Source organism: Bradyrhizobium vignae, assembly GCF_004114425.1.
Classification (GTDB): domain Bacteria; phylum Pseudomonadota; class Alphaproteobacteria; order Rhizobiales; family Xanthobacteraceae; genus Bradyrhizobium; species Bradyrhizobium vignae.
Window position 1 is genome coordinate 155,020 of the sequence record NZ_RDQF01000004.1, and the last position, 18,343, is coordinate 173,362.

At 64.1% G+C, this 18,343-nt stretch carries 18 protein-coding genes and 1 pseudogene; 9 read left to right on the plus strand and 10 right to left on the minus strand.

All coding sequences use genetic code 11. The features are described 5' to 3' along the window. Nucleotides 1-5: 5 nt before the first annotated feature. On the minus strand, nucleotides 6-1,172 hold the full coding sequence (locus EAV90_RS04955) for an acyltransferase family protein (RefSeq protein WP_129142763.1): 1,167 nt from the start codon (nucleotides 1,170-1,172) through the stop codon (nucleotides 6-8). Between the two features lie 223 nt (nucleotides 1,173-1,395). Between EAV90_RS04955 and EAV90_RS04960 the strand changes: the two genes are divergently transcribed. From EAV90_RS04960 to EAV90_RS04980, 5 genes are all read left to right on the plus strand, one after another. Next, nucleotides 1,396-1,800 carry a glycosyl hydrolase family 28-related protein gene (locus EAV90_RS04960; protein WP_129142764.1) on the plus strand — a complete coding sequence of 135 codons (405 nt, stop codon included), beginning with the start codon at nucleotides 1,396-1,398 and terminating at the stop codon, nucleotides 1,798-1,800. A gap of 5 nt (nucleotides 1,801-1,805) precedes the next feature. Next, nucleotides 1,806-2,384, plus strand: coding sequence for a hypothetical protein (locus EAV90_RS04965; RefSeq protein WP_122405878.1), 579 nt, complete (start codon nucleotides 1,806-1,808; stop codon nucleotides 2,382-2,384). Further along, nucleotides 2,384-3,196, plus strand: coding sequence for an MBL fold metallo-hydrolase (locus EAV90_RS04970; RefSeq protein WP_122405879.1), 813 nt, complete (start codon nucleotides 2,384-2,386; stop codon nucleotides 3,194-3,196). The genes EAV90_RS04965 and EAV90_RS04970 overlap by 1 nt, the downstream gene beginning before the upstream one ends. A gap of 70 nt (nucleotides 3,197-3,266) precedes the next feature. After that, the gene (locus EAV90_RS04975; RefSeq protein ID WP_244607827.1) at nucleotides 3,267-3,536 is read left to right on the plus strand and encodes an EamA family transporter; all 270 of its coding nucleotides are present in this window, start codon (nucleotides 3,267-3,269) and stop codon (nucleotides 3,534-3,536) included. Nucleotides 3,537-3,603: 67 nt separating this feature from the next. Continuing rightward, the gene (locus EAV90_RS04980) at nucleotides 3,604-4,143 is read left to right on the plus strand and encodes a hypothetical protein (protein WP_162500471.1); all 540 of its coding nucleotides are present in this window, start codon (nucleotides 3,604-3,606) and stop codon (nucleotides 4,141-4,143) included. Nucleotides 4,144-4,229: 86 nt separating this feature from the next. On the opposite strand, the gene EAV90_RS04985 is transcribed toward EAV90_RS04980, so the two are convergent. Then, nucleotides 4,230-4,685 carry a cupin domain-containing protein gene (locus EAV90_RS04985; RefSeq protein ID WP_164936783.1) on the minus strand — a complete coding sequence of 152 codons (456 nt, stop codon included), beginning with the start codon at nucleotides 4,683-4,685 and terminating at the stop codon, nucleotides 4,230-4,232. Between the two features lie 235 nt (nucleotides 4,686-4,920). On the opposite strand from EAV90_RS04985, the gene EAV90_RS40365 reads away from it, so the two are divergent. Beyond that, on the plus strand, nucleotides 4,921-5,058 hold the full coding sequence (locus EAV90_RS40365) for a hypothetical protein (protein WP_244607828.1): 138 nt from the start codon (nucleotides 4,921-4,923) through the stop codon (nucleotides 5,056-5,058). Nucleotides 5,059-5,405: 347 nt separating this feature from the next. Here the strand turns inward: EAV90_RS40365 and EAV90_RS04995 are convergent, their stop codons facing one another. Further along, complete coding sequence (locus tag EAV90_RS04995) at nucleotides 5,406-6,662, minus strand: aminopeptidase (RefSeq protein ID WP_122405882.1); 1,257 nt, start codon at nucleotides 6,660-6,662, stop codon at nucleotides 5,406-5,408. Nucleotides 6,663-6,775: 113 nt separating this feature from the next. Beyond that, nucleotides 6,776-8,137, minus strand: a complete 1,362-nt coding sequence (pcaB, locus tag EAV90_RS05000; protein WP_122405883.1) for a 3-carboxy-cis,cis-muconate cycloisomerase — start codon at nucleotides 8,135-8,137, stop codon at nucleotides 6,776-6,778. Nucleotides 8,138-8,506: 369 nt separating this feature from the next. Here pcaB and EAV90_RS05005 point away from each other — a divergent pair, with 369 nt between their 5' ends. Continuing rightward, on the plus strand, nucleotides 8,507-10,063 hold the full coding sequence (locus EAV90_RS05005; RefSeq protein ID WP_122405884.1) for a winged helix-turn-helix domain-containing protein: 1,557 nt from the start codon (nucleotides 8,507-8,509) through the stop codon (nucleotides 10,061-10,063). 99 nt (nucleotides 10,064-10,162) lie between these two features. Further along, nucleotides 10,163-10,921, plus strand: a pseudogene (locus tag EAV90_RS41150) (GMC oxidoreductase); the annotation flags it as partial. Nucleotides 10,922-11,014: 93 nt separating this feature from the next. On the opposite strand, the gene EAV90_RS40380 reads toward EAV90_RS41150, so the two are convergent. From EAV90_RS40380 to EAV90_RS05035, 4 genes are all read right to left on the minus strand, one after another. After that, complete coding sequence (locus EAV90_RS40380; protein ID WP_129142766.1) at nucleotides 11,015-11,698, minus strand: hypothetical protein; 684 nt, start codon at nucleotides 11,696-11,698, stop codon at nucleotides 11,015-11,017. Between the two features lie 88 nt (nucleotides 11,699-11,786). After that, the gene (locus EAV90_RS05025; protein ID WP_162500473.1) at nucleotides 11,787-12,500 is read right to left on the minus strand and encodes a hypothetical protein; all 714 of its coding nucleotides are present in this window, start codon (nucleotides 12,498-12,500) and stop codon (nucleotides 11,787-11,789) included. 196 nt (nucleotides 12,501-12,696) lie between these two features. Then, nucleotides 12,697-12,945 carry a hypothetical protein gene (locus tag EAV90_RS05030; RefSeq protein WP_122405886.1) on the minus strand — a complete coding sequence of 83 codons (249 nt, stop codon included), beginning with the start codon at nucleotides 12,943-12,945 and terminating at the stop codon, nucleotides 12,697-12,699. Between the two features lie 241 nt (nucleotides 12,946-13,186). After that, nucleotides 13,187-14,152, minus strand: coding sequence for an NAD(P)H-dependent flavin oxidoreductase (locus EAV90_RS05035; protein ID WP_164936784.1), 966 nt, complete (start codon nucleotides 14,150-14,152; stop codon nucleotides 13,187-13,189). 108 nt (nucleotides 14,153-14,260) lie between these two features. On the opposite strand from EAV90_RS05035, the gene EAV90_RS05040 reads away from it, so the two are divergent. Next, nucleotides 14,261-15,823, plus strand: coding sequence for an AMP-binding protein (locus tag EAV90_RS05040; protein WP_129142768.1), 1,563 nt, complete (start codon nucleotides 14,261-14,263; stop codon nucleotides 15,821-15,823). Nucleotides 15,824-16,300: 477 nt separating this feature from the next. Here the strand turns inward: EAV90_RS05040 and EAV90_RS05050 are convergent, their stop codons facing one another. Then, a complete protein-coding gene (locus EAV90_RS05050; RefSeq protein WP_122405889.1) occupies nucleotides 16,301-17,074 on the minus strand; it encodes a thioesterase family protein in 774 nt (257 codons plus the stop codon). A 144-nt stretch (nucleotides 17,075-17,218) separates the two neighbouring features. Beyond that, complete coding sequence (locus EAV90_RS05055) at nucleotides 17,219-18,187, minus strand: NAD(P)H-dependent flavin oxidoreductase (RefSeq protein WP_122405890.1); 969 nt, start codon at nucleotides 18,185-18,187, stop codon at nucleotides 17,219-17,221. Nucleotides 18,188-18,343: the final 156 nt, after the last annotated feature.

Sequence of the window (18,343 nt, forward strand, 5' to 3'; positions counted from 1 at the left end):
CCACGTCAGGTCTCGAAGGCCGGCTGCGCGCTGCGCACTGCGGCAGCCTTGCGCCGATCCGTCAGGCGCCTGACCCAGTTCCGTCCGGGCTCTTCCACGAAGCGATAGGTTGCAACCGACAGCAGCACGGTCGACAGCAGCATTGCAATTTGCAGGAGATCCCCCAGCCAGAGCGATCCATTCAGGGAGACCACCTTCGTCGGTTCATGGCCCGAGCTCAGCGCATAGGAAACAAACAGCTCCATATGCCCGAGACGTTCGACGACCATGAGGATCGCCCGCACAACGGCTCTGACGAGCGGATGCAGCATGTAGATCGAATAAGTCAGTGTGCCGATCATGAGCATGGATGGCGCCGTCAGCCGACGGCTGACCGCACCGGCCTCACGCGCGAACACCAGAACGACCAGCGTGAATACCATGGGCGACGCCACCTGCAGTATGACGTTGCTTCCGGCGACCGAAACATAGAACACGACGAGCATGACGCTCGCCGCCTCGAGCCATGTTTCGCCTGATGGCCCCAGGCGTGCGCGCAACACCGGGAAGCGCTCTCGCAAATCGAAACAGACAACGCCGAGCGCAAAGCCATAGAGGCAACGCACGAGACCATAGTCGTAGGTCGCATTCATCCCATCGGGGCTGATGGTGGCGAGCACGGCCGGTCCGACCATGATCGGGAGCAGCCAGGGCAAGATCGCCGGCCCGATCCGGCTTACGACGACGGCGAAGATCGCATAGGCGGCGAACTCGGTGCTGATGCTCCAACTCGCGAAGTTCAGCCAGTTTTGCGGATTGATGCCGAGGCCCTGCAGCAGAAGGACGTTTGTGACGATGGCCTGGAGAAGGTTGGGACGGATGCCGTCCTTCGCAGCATCAATGGGAATGAACAGCAGCAACGTCACGAGATGCAGGGGATAGATGCGCCCCAGCCGCAGCACGAGAAAGCGGCCGGTGCCAAAGCCCTCGGCAAGGCGCGAGCGATAATTCGAGGCGATGACAAAGCCGCTCAATACGAAGAAGAAGTCGACGAACAAATAGGCGTGTCTGGTGAGTGGCAGGAAGGACAGATGGCTGATCACGTCGAAGTGAAACAGCGCAACCATGCAGGCGCAAATGCCGCGCCAACTGTCGAGCGCATGACATCGGGTGACGTTTTCAGCCGAGGCCATCGGAAACGGGTAGGCAGAAAACGCGACTGTCACAAGCAAGGGTTGAATACATGCTTAATGTGGCACGTGGTCGCGGAACCACGCAGCGCCCGCTTCGACTGATTGACCGTCGATGACTTGAAAAATCTAGAGTTGAAGTCCCACGAGCGGACACAGCCGACAAGTTTCGGACAGCATCGTCTCTTTTTCAGACACCCTCCCTCCAGCATCAGGACTCGATCTCTTGACAGGTGCCCCACAGACCATCGCCATCCTTCAAACCTATATGGCGAACCTGATCGCCACCCTGCAGGCCAGAACGGGAAATCTGAAGATCAACCTGGTCACCGATCCCGAGTTCGGCGCCGATCCAACCAACACGGTCGACAGTACCGCAGCTTTCGCCGCCGCTCTCGCAGGTCCCGCGGTGGCGGTCATCCCGCCGGGCACCTACAAGATCAACAATCTCGTTATTCCCAGCGGCGCCTGCCTGATCGGCTATTCCGCCTTTGGGTATGGCAACTCCGACGGCGTCAGTAACAAGATGATCCTCGTCGCGCTGAGCAGCTCGACGGTCCGCGTGTTGAACGTCGATGGCGCCTCGAACGTCATGCTGGCAGGTTTCCAGATCGACTGCTACTCGCCCTGAACAACGTGCAGAACGCGACCTGCGGCAATGACTCGCCGGCGGTCTGGGCGCGCGAAAGCGGCACCAGCGGCAACATCAGCTTCGTCGGCAACGACCTCTCCGGCACGACCGTACCCATGCCGATGGCGCTCGCCAACACGTGGTCCGGCAATCTTCCGACAAGTTACACGTTCTCGAACAATCTCGGCCTGCTCATGGACGAGCGGACGAGCGGACGACCCGTGGTCAAGAGCGGCTTTCCCTATCAGGACCTGCAGAACATCAACCTGTCGGCAAGCTCGACCGGCAGTACGGGAGGGTGGTGCACCGACAATCACGCCGTCGCCGGCGTTCGGAACCATAGGCACCAGCGGCTATATCGGATTCGGGTCCGGTACGCTGCAGCTCGGTTGGACCGGCATCGCCGCGGATGTCTCGACCTATGCGCTGAGCGTCCAGAACACCAGCGGTGCGACCCACTATGTCACCGCCCAGCTCTTCTGAGCTGCGTCACTTTTCCGAATCATGCCCTCGGCGGCATGACGCCGGAACAATTCGAAGATACAGTGACCGGATCGTCGACTGAATGGCGGACGGATCAGTGATGTCACGACTATGGCTGGCGGCTTTGGCGTTCCTCGGCTGGCTGCTGACCCCTGCCTTCGCCCAGCAGCCACAGCGCAGCGAATGCCTGGCGATGGCCAATGCGGCGCCGCGGGTCATGCCGGTCGTCTTCAGGCAGGCGACAGCTGCGGCCGAGGTCGAGATCACCTATGCCGGCCACTCCACCTATTTCATCGACACGCCCGCCGGCTTGCGCATCGCGACCGACTATAGCGGCGCATACCAGGTCGGGCGGCTGCCCGATGTCGTCACCATGAACCGGGCGCACAGCACGCACTACTCTTTGTACCCGGACAAGCGCATTCCCCACGTGCTGCATGGCTGGAGCGACGACGGCAAGCCGGCGATCGTGTCGGAGCGTATCAGCGACACCTTCATCCGCAACGTCACGACCGACATCCGCCGCTATTACGGCGACGATGCCGGCAGCGACATGATCCGCGACGGCAATTCCATCTTCATCTTCGAGGCGGCCGGCCTCTGCATCGGCCATCTCGGCCACCTTCACCACAAGCTGGACGACAGCCATTTTGCCCAGATCGGACGGCTAGACATCGTGATGGTGCCGATCGACGGCACTTACACCATGTCACTGGACGGCATCTCCGAGATCACCAAGCGGCTGCGCGCCTCGGTGGTGCTGCCGATGCACCGCTTCGCCACCCCGCTAGACGACTTCATGCGCCGGATCGGCCAGGAGTTCGAAATCGACCGGCGCATCGAGCGCTCGTTCCGGATGTCGCGGGATACGCTGCCGACGAGCCCGACCGTGATCATCCTCGACGGGGTCTGAGCGCCAGAACCGGAACGCATCAGCCGTCGACGATTCGGTTGCTCCGAGAGCCACGTCAGTCGGAGCAATCATGAACAAGCGGTTCCTCGTCATCGGCTCTTTTGCGGCAGCGCTTTGGTTGATCATTTCCGGCAGCGTGATCGGATTCGTCGCCTACAATTGGCTGCTCGAGAGCGTATCGACCTCCTTGGTGTCGACCTATACCTTCGTCAACCCGGTGATCGCGATGCTACTCGGCACCCCTGTGCTCGGAGAGCCGTTCTCTCGCATGATCCTGGTGGGTCTCGTCGTTGTCACCGTTATCGTCATCTCGCGCGCTGAACGCAGCCGCAAGACCTGACGACGGCAATTTTCTCCAAGTCGCCCGCGGCTCGTTCGTGCTGAAATCTCCGCAACAGGAGAGCAACATGAGCGACTTTGCGAGACTTCTGCACGCGAGCGGGCCGCATCCCGAACACGAGGCGGCGCTTCGGCTTTACGGCCGCTTCGTTGGCGACTGGAACAGCGAGATCACGGTACATGCGCCTGATGGCGCCAGGCACACGGCAATTGGCGAAATCCACTTCGGCTGGGTGCTGGAAGGCCGTGCGATTCAGGACGTCTGGATCATTCCCCGGCCTGCGGGCAGCCCAGCCTTTCCGATCGCCGGCAATTGGTACGGCACGACGCTGCGCGTCTACGATCCGGCCATCGATGCGTGGCGGATTTCCTGGTTCGATCCGGGCCGCCGCGTGTTCCGGCAGCAGATCGGCCGTCCGCGTGGCAACGACATCGTGCAGGAGGGCACGACCGAATCCGGCGAGCTGACGCGCTGGAGCTTTACCGAGATCACGGACGATTCCTTCCGTTGGCTCGGCGAAGCCAAGTCCGCAGCGGCACAGGATTTTCGGCTGATGGTGGAGGTCAAAGCACGACGGCGCAAGGCTATGACACCAGCGGACCCATGAAACGAGAAGAGGGGCCGGAATGCTGGTCCCGACCCCTCTTCGTCGTGGCCGCTGGGAAGCGTCCTTGAAAAACCTTGTTGTCCGCTTTAGCCGGCACCCATCAGCGAGGCGGGACGGCGTTCGCCGGTCAACGCGAACATCTTCTTCAGCTTGTTGACGGCGCGGATCAGGAAGCCGATCATCACGGGGTTGGTCTTGCGGCAGAAGGCGATCTTCTTGACGTGGCCTTCGACATGCCATTTGGCATGCGCCCCGTCGCGGAAGAAAATGACGTCGCCGGGGCCGTAGCGCTTCGGCGGCATGCCATCACTTTCGAGCACGATCGATCCTTCCATGATCATGATCGTCTCATCGATGTCATAGTACCAGTTGAAGCGGCCCTCGGTGCAGTGCCAGATGATCGTCTGGGCAGTGCCGTCCGCGCTGGTCGACAGGACGCGCGAGCGGGATACCGGATTGCCCTCGATGATCCAGGACGGCTCGATCGGCCGCAGCTCGAGGTCCACGTTGCAACTACCGATTTCAATCAATGCGCGCGACATCTGCGTCCCCAGGAGATATAAATATGAATGGGCGGGTCTCGGCCCGGATTGCTTCGAAAGAAGCTGGGACGCTAGTAGCCGGTTTTTAATTCTTTCTTACGCAGAGCTCGACAATCAGCCCCTAGTTGCAAGTGCGAAACGGTTAACGTCGCGATTTCCCTGCAAATCCCTACACATGAACCGATCTTTTCCGGGGTGCGACAAAGTGCGCGAAGTATCGGAAGGAGCCGCACCGATGCCCCTCACGCCCGAGGTTCTGACCGCCAACGGCGAGGTGGTCGCCCGGCTCCGCAGCCTCGACATCTCCTTCGCGCCGGACGAGGAGCCGCAGGCGGCGACCTCGCCGAAATGCGCCGCGCGCGGATGCGCTTGAGGCGACACTCGACCACGAGCATGAGGTCAATGAGGCTCGCGAAGAAATCCGCGACGCGCTCGAGCTGCCGGAGAAGGATGATCCCGTCGGCGCGCTTTACGAGGCCGTGGCGGCTTCCGATGCCATCGTGCGCGCCACCGATGGCAGCCCGTTCACGACACTGTTCAACCGCTTCAGCATCGACAACAACCCGATGCTGCGCAACGCGGCCGCGTGAGGGTTGACGCTTGCGAGCTTGAACCTTCAAGGATCGTCATGCCCGGGCTTGTCCCGGCCATCCACGCCCTGCTACGGAAAAAGAAGAACGTGGATGCCCGGGACAAGCCCGGGCATGACGAGCAGCAGCGCTACTTCGCCCATTCGCCCTTGCGGAACACGGGCACCTTGCTGCCGTCGGCCAAAATGCCGTCGATGTCGGTCTCGGCCGAACCGATCATCCAGTCGATATGGATCAGGCTCTGGTTGCCGCCTTGCGCCGCGATCTGCTGCGGCGTGAGCTGGGCGCCGTTGACGAAGCATTTCGAATAGCACTGGCCGAGCGCGATATGCGAGGCGGCGTTCTCGTCGAACAGCGTGTTGTAGAACAACAGTCCGCTCTGCGAGATCGGCGAGGAATGCGGCACCAGCGCCACTTCGCCGAGGCGCCGCGCGCCCTCGTCGGTGTCGAGCACCTTGTTCAGCACTTCAGCGCCGCGCGAGGCCTTGGCGTCGACGATCTTGCCGTCCTCGAAGCGCACCGCGATGTTGTCGATCAGCGTGCCCTGATAGGACAGCGGCTTCGAGCTCACGACATGACCATAGACGCGGCGGCAATGCGGGGTGGTGAAGACCTCTTCGGTGGGAATATTGGCGTTGCAGCTGATGCCGTTCTTGGAGAGTGACGCGCCGCCTTCCCATTCGTGACCGTCGGCAAGCCCGATGGTGAGGTCGGTGCCGGGACCCGAATATTGCAAGGCGCGGAAGCGCTGGCCGTTGAGCCAATTGGTGCGTTCGCGCAGCACCGCATTGTGGCTCGCCCAATTGCCGATCGCATCCTCGCGATCGACACGGGACGCGGCGAAAATCGCATCAGCGAGCTTGCCGACCGCGATGTCCTCGGGATCATCAGGGAACACCAGCTTCGCCCAGGACGGGCTCGGATAGGCGATGATGTTCCAGTTGGTGTCGAAATTGACGATCTTCTCCAGCGCGGGCTGATAGGCCATCGAATTGGCTTTGCTCGCACGCGCCACTTTGGAAGGATCCTCGCCGGACAGCAACATGGGATTGTCGCCGACGATGGCGAGCCGTGCGGTGTTGTCCGAAAACGCCTTGGCCATGCCCTCGTAGAGCCAGCCGGCGGCACGATCGAAGCTGTTGTCGTGACCGTGGCGGTAGCGCGCCAGCGTCATCTCCTCGTCCGACAGGATCGGCGTCACGAGGCCGGCGCCGGCCTTGTAGGCATGCACGGCGATCCGCCGCACCAGCGGCAGCGCGATCGCGGGCGCGGTCAGCAGCAGGTCCTGTCCCGGCCGCAAGCCCAGGCCCACTTTCACCGCCACCTCGGCCAGCCGGTCGAGCTTCGCGGGATCGATGGGAGTGGAAGTATTGCGTTGATCAGTCATGCCGGGCCCTCTGCCGAAAGTCTCTCACTCAATCTAAGTCTAGCATCGCAAGACACAAGTGTGCGAGCGTCTTGCAAGGCGTGAAAGATACGCGGTTTCACGCATTTTGGTTTTCAACGCGTTGCCGATTTCAGCACCCGGTCGACCATCGCGGGCGCGAGCCCGAGGTAATTTTTCGGTGAGGTGAGCGCCTCGATTGTGGCGCGGTCGATGCGGCTCGATATCCGTGAATCGGCGGACAGCGCATCGGCAAGGCTCATTCCCTTCTCGGTGGCCCGACGGCAGGCGTCATAGACGACGTCATGCGCCTCCTGCCGGCCGATCTGCGGCGCGAGCCCCATCATGACCGCTTCGGCCACAATCAGGCCGCGGCTGATCGCGAGATTGTCGTTCATCTTCGCCTCGTCCACAATGAGGCCTGCGAGCGCAAACTTGGCTTGGTGCAGCGCGCCGGCGGTCAGTACGAAGCTTTCGGGGATCGCCATCCATTCGGCGTGCCAGGGACCGGTAGCTCGCTCGAAATCCTGCACCATCGCGTCCAGCATCAGGCCGGCGTGCTGGCGCACCGCCTTGGATGCCGCAAGCATCAGTTCCGATGAAATCGGGTTGCGCTTCTGCGGCATGGTCGAGGAGGCGCCGCGCCCCTTGACGAAGGGCTCGTAGACCTCGGCGAACTCGGTCGAGGCCATGATCATGATGTCGAGCGCGATCTTGCCGAGCGAGCCGGTGACGAGGGCGAGGAAGTTCACCGCCTCGGCAAAGCCGTCGCGCGCGACGTGCCATGTCGAGGCGGGAACGCCGAGCTTCAGTTCGGTGCAGAGCGCCTCCTGCACCTCGAACCCCTTGTCGCCAAGCGAGGCCAGCGTGCCGGCAGCGCCGGCGAACTGGCCGACCAGCACGCGCGGCTTCAGCTGCGCCAGCCGCTCGGCGTGGCGGTCGAACATCGCGAGCCAGATCGCGGTCTTGTAGCCGAAGGTGACCGGCAGCGCCTGCTGCAGGTGAGTTCGACCCGCCATCGCCGTGTCGCGATGGCGCTTCGACAGATCAGCCAGGATCTTGCGCAGCTCGGCGATGTCGCGTTCGACGATCTCGAGCGCGGCCTGCAGTTGCAGCACCACGGCGGTGTCCATGATGTCCTGCGTGGTCGCGCCCCAATGCACGTAGCGGCCGGCCTCGCCGCATTGCTTCACCATCTGATGCACCAAAGGGAGGATCGGATAGCCGACGATGTCGGTCTCCTGTCGCAGCAGATCGAAATCGAGCGCGCCAACCTCGGTCCGCGCCGCGATCGCTGCGGCGGCGTCCTGCGGGATCACACCGCACTTCGCCTCCGCCTTCGCCAGCGCCACCTCGACCTCGGCGTAGCGCGCAACCGTCGCGACGTCGGAGAACACCTCGCGCATCTCGGGCGTGCCGAAGGCGTCGCGAAACAGCAAGGAGTCGAGCACGGTGGTGGAGGCGGGGAAAGCAGGCATGAGCGTTTCTTCGTGGTTGGTGTTTGGTGTGAAGGCAGCTTACGCAGGCCACGTTTTTCGGCAATGGACATTCACCTTTCGCCACATCTGCCGCGCTCCGGCTTTACAACGGCGCGTCGCGCACGATGTCAGCAGCGCACGAAGAGCCTCGGGATGACGGTGTTGGATGGGCGAATATGATCGCCTCGGCGATCGGCCCCAGACCGCAACATTCAAGCTGCGGTCGTATTCCCCTCCGGAAACGGCATGGCAGCCATCACGCAATCGCGATGAACCAAGCGCCACCTTCGCCAGACACACGATTTTCGACCCAAATTTCATTTTGTCGTTTTGCTTGCCCGATTTCGAAATGAGGCCTGAGTTCTCGACGTGCAGTTTCTGTTCCGGGACCACCTTCTCGATACCGACCGGCGCGAGCTGAGCCGCGAGCAGGTTCCCGTTGCCGTGGAGCCGCAGGTTTTCGATCTCGTCGTCCACCTCATGCAGAACCGCGACCGGGTGGTCAGCAAGGACGAGCTGATCGACAAGATCTGGCACGGGCGCAGTGTGTCCGAATCGACCCTGACCAGCCGGATCAACGCGGCGCGCAAGGCGATCGGCGACGATGGCGCGAGCCAGGCGCTGATCCGCACCATCACCCGCAAGGGTTTTCGCTTCGTCGGTGATGTCCAGACACAACACGGCGCGGTTCCGCCGGAACCGGTCCGCATCGCCCAACCTCAGGCAGCTTTCGCGCTACCCGAGCGGCCCGCGATCGCCGTGCTGCCCTTCACCAATATGAGCGGTGAGGCCGAGCAGGATTATTTCTCCGACGGCATCAGCGAGGACATCATCACCGCGCTGTCGAAGCTGCGATGGTTCTTCGTCGTCGCGCGCAACTCCTCCTTCGTCTACAAGGGCCGCGCCGTGCACATCCACGAGGTCGCGCGGGAACTCGGGGTGCGCTACGTCGTCGAAGGCAGCGTGCGGCGGAGCGGCGAGCGGGTGCGCATCTCGGCCCAGCTCAACGACGTTTCGACCGGCAGCCATCTCTGGGCCGAACGCTACGACCGCGAGCTCGCCGACATCTTCGCGGTGCAGGACGAGATCACCGAGGCGATCGTCGCCGCGATCGAGCCGCAGCTCTATGCCGCCGAAAGCTTCCGAGCCCAGCAGAAGCCGCCGGGCAGCCTGGATGCATGGGACCTCGTGATGCGCGCATTGTCGCATTACTGGCGCATCACCCGCGAGGACAATGCCGTCGCGCAAAAGCTGCTGGAGGAAGCCGTCGCGGTCGATCCCGCCTACGGCAAGGCGCTCGGCCTGCTCGCGACCAGCCATATGTTCGGCGCGCATATGGGCTGGGCCGACATGGCCGCGACCGCGCCGGTCGCTGAACGTGCGGCGCTCGCGGCGGTGGAGGCCGACCGCGAGGATGCCTGGGCCCATCACGGCCTCGCGTACACCTATCTGTTCCGCCGCCGCTTCGACGACGCGCTGGCTGAATTCGAATTGGCTTTGAGGCTCAATCCGAATTTTGCCATGGCGCATGCCTTCCACGGCGTGACGCTGTGCTATGCCGGACGATGGCAGGACGGCGATGCCGCCGCCCGCCGCGCACTGCGGCTGAGCCCGCGCGACCCGCTCGCGGCGATCTATTGCGGGGTTGCGGCCTATGCCCGGTTCGTCGGCCGCGACTATGAGGGGGCCGTGCGGATGGCACGGGAATCGATGCGCCAGCGCGGAGATTTCGTCGGCGCACACCGCGTGCTGACGGCCGCCGCCGGCATGCTGGGCAATCCGGTGCTCGCGGCTTCCGCCCTGGAGGGCCTGCGCCGCGCCCAGCCCGAGGTCTCGCTTGCCTGGATCACGCGCGAGCTGCCGATGCTGCGGGAGGAGGATCGTGCGCATTACCTCCAGGGCTTGCGGCGCGCCGGACTGAAATAGCCGTGGCGCGATGATGGCGGCGGACCTCCCCGTTGTCCATGGGGAGTGGAATTAAGCTGCGCCAATCGGCAAAGCACGAATCTTGCAAGCGCCCGCGGCATGAATGTCTTCGCGGAGTGCCCTTCAACGTACGACACGATCATCGTGGGCGCCGGCTCGGCCGGCTGCGTGCTGGCCAACCGCTTGTCGGCCGATCCAAGCCGCAAGGTGCTGGTGCTGGAGGCCGGTCACGCTGCCCCGCCCAACCTCCGACATTCCGTCGGACTGGCCGACGATGTTCAACACATCAGTCGATTGGGGCTTTCACACCGGGCCGCGAGCAGGCTGCCGCGGACGGCGCATCTACTGGCCGCACGGCAAGATGGTCGGCGGCTCCGGCGCGATGACAGCCGCCCCGATGTCGAGCCCGATCTCCAGCTCTATGGCGCGATCAGCCCGCACCGCGACTATGTGCGCTTCCTGTCGTCCAAGCCGGGCATCACCCTGCATGCGACCTTGCAGCGGCCGAGGAGCCGCGGCCGGATCACGCTGCGCTCGGGCGACCCGATCGAAGATCCCGCGATCGATCCCGGTTATTTCGCGTCGGACCCGAGTGGCAGCGACATCGTGACCATGATCGAAGGCGTGCGCATCAACCGTCGCATCGCAGCGCAATCACCGCTCAAGGAGATGATCGAAAGCGAGGTTACGCCGAGCGCGGAAGCGACCAGCGACACCGAGATCGCCGACTATATCCGCGGCCATTGCACGACGCTCTATCATGCCGCCTCGACCTGCCGGATGGGCGCGGACGAGCTGGCCGTGGTCGATCCCAAACGATTGCAGGTGCGCGGCATCGACGGGCTGCACGTCGCCGATGCCTCGGTGATCCCGATCATGATCTCGGGCAACATCCAGACGCCGACGCTCCTGATTGCCGAATGCGCAGCTGCGGCGATCACTGACTGGGCGCTAATCGTCGTCAGGCCCGAACAGCCTGATCTGCGGGAAGCCGCCGCGCGGCCGGCTCGCGAAATCGCGCGCATCGGAATCTTCGCGGATGTTGCGCGCAACGTCGTCCCAATCGGTGCGGTCGCGCATGCCGCGCGGCTCGCGGAATTCATAGTGCCGGCGCTCGGCCCAGCGCTCGCGACGCTCGGCTCGGCGCCGTTCGGACGCGGCGCGCTTCATGTCGGAATCCCTGGCCTTGGCATAGGCGTTGTTCGACGGGGATGACGGCTCGGCGGCGGCCTGCTGCTCGGCAGGTTTTGCTGCCTGTGGTGACGATGCCGGGGCCGGCTTGGACGGCTCGACTGCAGCGCCTTGCGAGGACTGCGGCGGCGGTGGTCCAGCATTCGCCGACGTGGTTTGCGTATCAGGCTTTGCGGCTTCAGGTTTTGCTTCGGCCTGCGCGGGTACTGCGATCATCGCGCCAAAGGCTTGGGAGCCGGTGAGATAATTGACGCGCTCGGACGGGGCATTCGCGCTCGCTGGCGTGGAAGCCTCCGTGCGCTGCGTCATCTTGCCGGTGTTCGGGCCCTGCTTGGGCGCGACCGGATTCATGATGTTGCCGGCAACGATACCGCCGCCGAGACCGATGGCGATGGCCGCGATGATGGTTCCGGCACCGACAAAATAGGCTGTCGCGGCGCGCATTCATCCACTCCTGTTTTGGAGCGGGCAACGCGTGGGGATTGCCAGATGTTCCTGATGGCCGCGGCTCCTCAAAGAGGAACCGCGCATGTCAGATCTGCTGCGCGACCTTCTCGAGCCCGATGAGGCGAGCGAGCTTGCGCACTTCTTCCTTCTGGTCGTCGCGGAGCTGGAACAGCAGCGGCATCGCGGCCGACTTCAACTGCTGCACCTCCTCGCAGTTCGGATCGATCTGCGCGCTGGGCGGCGCGTTTGGATTCGACAGCTTGTTCGCCTGGATCTTGCGGGCGACGTTGCGCAGCGCGGTCTCGACCGAGGGCCAGTAATATTCCTGCGACGACGACAGTTTCAGGCGATCCCTGATGCCGGCGATCTGCACGTCGGACAGCAGCGAATAGGACTTCTGCGGCTGCGGCTTGGCGACGACCTTCGGCTTGGCCGGAACTTCGACGGCTGGAACCTCGGTCGCGGCGGGCGCCTCGTGCGCGCTTGCTTTCGGCATCGGGAAATCAGAAGGCGTGGCCGCGGCGAAGGCCTGGCGCAGCGGCTCGGTCAGCATGGGAGCCTGGGCAGGCTTGTCGGCGGCGACCTGGACCGGCTCGATTGCAGCCGAGGCCAGAGCGAGCGTCGGGAGCAGACGGTCGGCCTTGGCGGCGCGGTTCGTTGCGAGCGGCTTGGGCGGGGGCGTCTGGGCGATCATCTCGGCGCTGATGCTGGGCACGCTGTCGCGGCCGAGAATTGCGGTGGTGGCGGCGCCGAGGACGAGGAAACAGGTCAGCGCGACGATGGTGATGGCTTTGGACAAACGTCCCTCCGCGTCCGACTTCAAGTCCAAGTCTGCAAGTCCAAGTCTGGAAGTCCAAGTCTGGCTTCAAGTTCAAGTCTGGCTTCAAGTTCAAGTGATCACTGCCCGGAAACTGGGCGATAATTAAGGCTTAACCGTGCCATCGCGGCGGCAATCGCGCGGACTACGACGACATCGCCCGGGGATCCCAAGCAGATCAGGCAGCTGCCGCGAGATCATAGGCGTCCTGGATGTCGGCCACGATCTCCGAGGCCTCCCAGACCGCGCGCGGCTCGACCGATTGCAGCGTCACCGTCCAATTGCCGCCACGGCGGGTGCGGGGAACGCTGACGATGTCGAAGCGCACATTGCGGCACAGCGGGTGGCGGGCCAGCGCATGGGCGACGCGAACGCGGATCTCGTCCAGCGTCGCAGCTCTCTTGCCGTTGAGATAATCGAAGTCCATCGCCTGTCCCTCTCGCTCCTGATTGGCGGCCGTGACGGGGATTCTTGGCGGGCGATGGTTAATCTGCCGTTAAATGAACGGAGCGGAAGCGTGCGGGATCAACCGTGATGGAGGGCTCTCTCCGAAACCAAGGTGGCAGTTGGACTCGCGGAGGCTCCCCCTCACCCGCCGCGCTCGGACGATGCTTCGCATCGATCGGCGCGCATCGGCCGCTCCCGTAGGCGGGAGAGAGGCGAACAGCCTACCGCGCACACGCCTGACGATATTCGGCGACTGTTCGCGCGACGAGATCATCGACCGCGAGCACGTCGGTCACCCCCGAAGCCGAGTGGCCGGCGCTCCAGACGTCGCGCCAGCGCTTTGGCCGGTTCTCGCGCGCGGCGACGTCGATATCCTCAGCGATGTCGATCGCGCCGCGTGCCGGCAGATCGTCTGGATCAAGCCCGGCGGCGACGATCGACGGCCTCAACATGCTGGTCTGCAGTCCCGTGAACGCGGTGGTGAGCAGGATGTCGTCCGCGTTGCTTTCGACCAGCATCCGCTTGTACCGGTCATCCGCCATGCTCTCCCGCGTTGCAATGAACTTCGTGCCCATGTAGGCGAGATCGCAGCCGAGCACGTCGGCGGCGTGCAGCGCGCGGCCGTCGCTGATGCCGCCCGCGAGCACGACGACGCCGTCGTAGAATGCGCGTACCGCGCGGACGAAGGCGAACGGGTTGAGCCAGCCCGTCTGCCCGCCCGCACCAGCCGTGAGCAGCACCAGCCCGTCCGCGCCTGCTTCCACCGCGCGCTTGGCGTGGCGGATCGAGGCGACATCCGCCAGCACCAGTGTGCCGGCGTCATGCAGCGGCTTCAGCACCGGTGCTGGCGAGCCGACCGACGTAATGACGATCTCCGGCCCGTGCCGGAGCAGCACGGCGAGGTCCTGCTCAAGCCGCGCGTTGGAGCGGTGGACGATCAGGTTCGGACAGAGCGGCGCTGCCTTGTGGCCGGTTTCGTCCTCGTGCCGCCGCAGCCGCGTCTCGATCTCGGTGAGCCATTCATCGAGTTGTTCCGCGCCACGGCAATTCGCGGTGGGAAAGCTGCCGATCACGCCATTGCGGCAGGCTGCAGCCATGAGCTCGACGCCTGACACCAGAAACATCGGCGCCGCGATCAGCGGCAGCGCGAGACGATCACCGAAGCGTTGCAGTCGGTCCGATGGCATGCATGCCTCCCTCTCGCGGGCTTTGTCGTTTCCTCCCGCGGTCTCTGTGCTAGCGTCGTCAGCAACATTGGCACGCCAGAAGCCGATGACAAAGCAACGAGGAAACACATGTCTGATCCGCTCCACGCATCATCCCCGGCTTGCGCACAGACGCTACGGGCGCTGTCGCGCTATCCCGATCGCACCGCTTTCGCCTGGCCTGAGGGATCGCTGAGCTATCAGGGCACCATCGACCTGATCGGACGCATCCAGGGCGTTTTCATGCGGCTTGCATTAGAGCCCGGCGCGCGCGTCGCCTTCCTCACCGCGAACCGCGCCGATACCTGGTGCGCCGGCGTCGCCGCGCAACTGGCGCGGCTCTGCATCACCTGGCTGCATCCACTGGGATCGCTGGAGGACCAGCTGTTCCAGCTCGAGGATTCCGAGGCCGAGATGCTGGTGGTCGATGCGGTCGCCTTCCGTGACCGCGGCGGCGAGCTCGCTACGAGGGCGACCCGGCTGAAGGCGGTCTTCACCATGGGACCGGCCGACTATGGCACCGACCTGTTGCAGGCGATCGAGACCGGAGGCCATTTCAGCGCGCGATGCCTCGCCGGCTCTGACGACCTCTCCACGCTGAACTACACCGGTGGCACGACCGGCAAATCCAAGGGCGCGCTGCGCTACCACCGCGAAAATGCCGGAGCCGCTGCCGCGATCCTCGCCGACTTCGAAATCCCGGAGGGTGCGCGCTATCTGACGGTCGCCCCGATCAGCCATGTCGCCGGCACAAAGGTGCTGCCGACCCTGATGCGCGGCGGCAGAGTGCACATGCTGAAAAGCTTCGATCCCGAAGCCGTGCTGGCCACGATCGCACGCGAGCGCATCAATTTCACGCTGCTCGTGCCGACCATGATCTATGTGCTGCTCGATCAGCCCGCGCTCGGCAAGACCGATTTGTCCTCGCTCGAGCTCGTGCTCTATGGCGCCTCCGCGATGTCGCCGAGCCGGCTAGTCGAAGGCATCGAACGCATCGGCCCGGTGTTCTCGCAGCTCTACGGCCAGACCGAATGCTATCCGATCTCGGTGCTGCGCAAATCTGATCATGACCCCAAGAACCCGGAGCTGTTCCTGTCCTGCGGCTTCCCGATCGCGGCGTGCGAGGTCAAGATCCTCGACGACAACGACCGGGAAGCGAAGACCGGCGAGGCCGGCGAGATCTGCGTGCGCGCCCCGCATGCGATGGCGAAATACTGGAAGCGGCCGGACATCACCGCCGAGACGCTGAAGAACGGCTGGGTCCACACCGGCGACATCGCGCGGAGGGACGAACGCGGCTACATTTGCATCCTCGACCGCAAGAAGGACATGATCGTCTCCGGTGGCTTCAACATCTTCCCGCGCGAGGTCGAGGACGTGCTGTCGCAGCACGCCGACGTCGCGATGGTCGCGGTTGTCGGCATTCCCGACGAGAAATGGGGCGAAGCCGTTACCGCCATCATCGTACCGCGTGACGGCGCAAGGCCCGATCCGGACGAGCTGATTAATCTCGTGAAGACGCGAAAGGGCTCGGCGCATGCGCCGAAACAGATCCAGTTCGTCAAGCAACTGCCGATGACCGGCGTCGGCAAGGTCGACAAGAAGGTGCTGCGCGCGGGCTTCTGGAGCGGGCGGGACCGGATGGTGGGGTAAAAACCCCGGGATCTTACGGTGTCGTTGTGGCCCCGGCACCACAGCGGGCAACGGAGTGCGCGTCGGCGATGCCCACCCGATTGCCGGCGAATCAGGGAATCACCTAGACCGCTGATGGGGCTGGGAAGCGGAGTAAGACATGAGAGTCGCTTCCCTGGAAAGTGCAGTCGCCGCGGTTACGTTGATCACGGCTATCATCGTGGTGCTGTGGGAGATCAAGATCTTCTACGGTCTGTGAACTGGCAGGATGGCAAGCATCCCTTCCGCGGCGGCGGAAGCCTGCCGTTCAATTGGTCCACGCGGCCGCAAGCCTCCGCATATTCGACACAGCGACCACACAACAGATGTCATCGCCCGCTTGACCGGGCGATCCAGTACGCCGAGACGCCTGTGATTCAACAGGTAGGCCGCGGCGTACTTCATGCCCCGGCCAAGCCGGTGCATGACAGCGAAAGTGATACGCTGGCGTCGCGCTCCTTACCGTTTCTCGATCACCAGGCTCTGCACGGCGCGGCCGAAATAGCCCTGCCTGTCCGCCAGCCGCGACATCGCAAGACCCGCGCCGTCAGGGCCGATCCAGGAATCGCCATCGAGCAAAATCCACTCGCCGATCGGCTGGCGCGCAAAGCTCACGGTGAGATCGGCGTTGATGTAGGTCCAGGCGCGGAAGTCGAGCGAGGAGGCGGTGCCGTTGGAGAAGTCGGCGGCGACCACCGCGCGCATCGCCTGCGAGACCGCTTCACCGGCGATCAGGGGGTGGTCGACGCGAAACCAGATCGCGCCGGCACCGGCCTGGCCGAAGCGGCCGCGCGCGGCACGCATCGACACCGATCGCACGAACGGGCTGGTGGCGGCGTGACCGTCCTCGACCAGCGAGTCCTCTGGAGACGGCAGCGTGATCGGCAGCTCCTTGACCTCGTCCGGCAGCGCCTGGGCCTGTCGCCTGATCTTGAGCACGGTGGCGCCGACCACCTGCACGCCGTCGGCGAGCAGCTTGATTTCGCAGAGCTGGATCTTGCGGCCCTCGCGCAGGACCTCAGTCGCAATCGTGAGCGGCGCGACCGGCACCGGGCGCATCAGATCGATGGTGACGCGCGCGATGTCCATCGCGACTGGCGTCGGGATCCGTTCGGCCGCCCACGTCACCAGCGAGGCCGGTGCCGAGCCGTGCTGCATGCGCCGGTCCCAGGGACCGGCGGCATCCGGACTGGTGACGACGCTGTTGCCTTCGACGCGGTAGATGGGAGACATTTGGTACTCACTCTCACGGCGCGTTCCCCGGACGCCGCGCAGCGCGTAAGCGGTGCGCTGCTGAGCCGGGGTCCAGTCGTTGCGCGATGGGTCCCGGCTCGGCGGCGCGGCACTTCGCGCCGCACCACGTCCGGGACACGGCAATCACAACGGCGGATCGATCGCTTCGTCGTATTCCTTCTTGAAGCGCGCGATCAACTCGGCGGCCGGCACGACCTTGTCGATGCTGCCGATGCCCTGGCCCGAGCCCCAGATTTCCTTCCAGGCCTTCGGCTTGGCGCGCTCGCCGGAGGCGTCGGTGCCGAAATTCATCTTGGAGGGATCGGACGTCGGAAGATTCTCCGGATCCATGCCGGCGGCGAGGATGGAGGGCTTCAGATAGTTGCCGTGCACGCCGGTGAAGAGGTTGGAGTAGACGATGTCGTCGGCGCTCGAGCCCGCGATCATTTCCTTGTACTTCTCGACGGCATTGGCCTCCTTGGTCGCGATGAAGGCCGAGCCGATATAGGCGAAGTCGGCGCCGAGGATGCGTGCGGCGCGAATCGCCTTGCCATTGCCGATCGCCCCGGACAGCGCAATCGGGCCATCGAACCATTTTCGCGTTTCTGCGACGAAAGCTAGCGGCGAGATGGTGCCGGCATGGCCGCCGGCACCGGCTGCGACCAGGATCAGGCCGTCGGCGCCCTTCTCAATCGCCTTGTGCGCGAATTTCTGGTTGATCACGTCGTGGAAGACGATGCCGCCCCAGCCGTGCACGGCCTGGTTCAGCTCTTCGCGCGCGCCGAGCGAAGAGATGATCATCGGCACCTTGTACTTGGCGCAGAGCTGCATGTCGTGATCGAGCCGGTTGTTCGACTTGTGCACGATCTGGTTGACGGCGAACGGCGCCGACGGCTTGTCGGGATGCGCGCGGTCATAGGCCGCAAGCTCTTCGGTGATCCGCGCCAGCCATTCGTCGAGCAATTCCGGCGGCCGCGCATTCAGCGCTGGAAACGAGCCGACCACACCCGCCTTGCACTGCGCGATCACGAGATCGGGCACCGAGACGATGAAGAGCGGCGAGCCGATCACGGGGATCGACAGGCGCCCTTTGAACAAGGCAGGCATGGACATTGCGGAACGATCCTCTTCTGGCGGTCAAACTGGAGTTGGGAGCCATACCAACAAGGCAATCTTTCCACTGTCAAGTATTGCGTTTTGGCGCCGCAGCGGATGCAGTTACCGCAATTCCAAGCAGCGGAATTCTTACCCATCCGCCTCCTCCGTCAT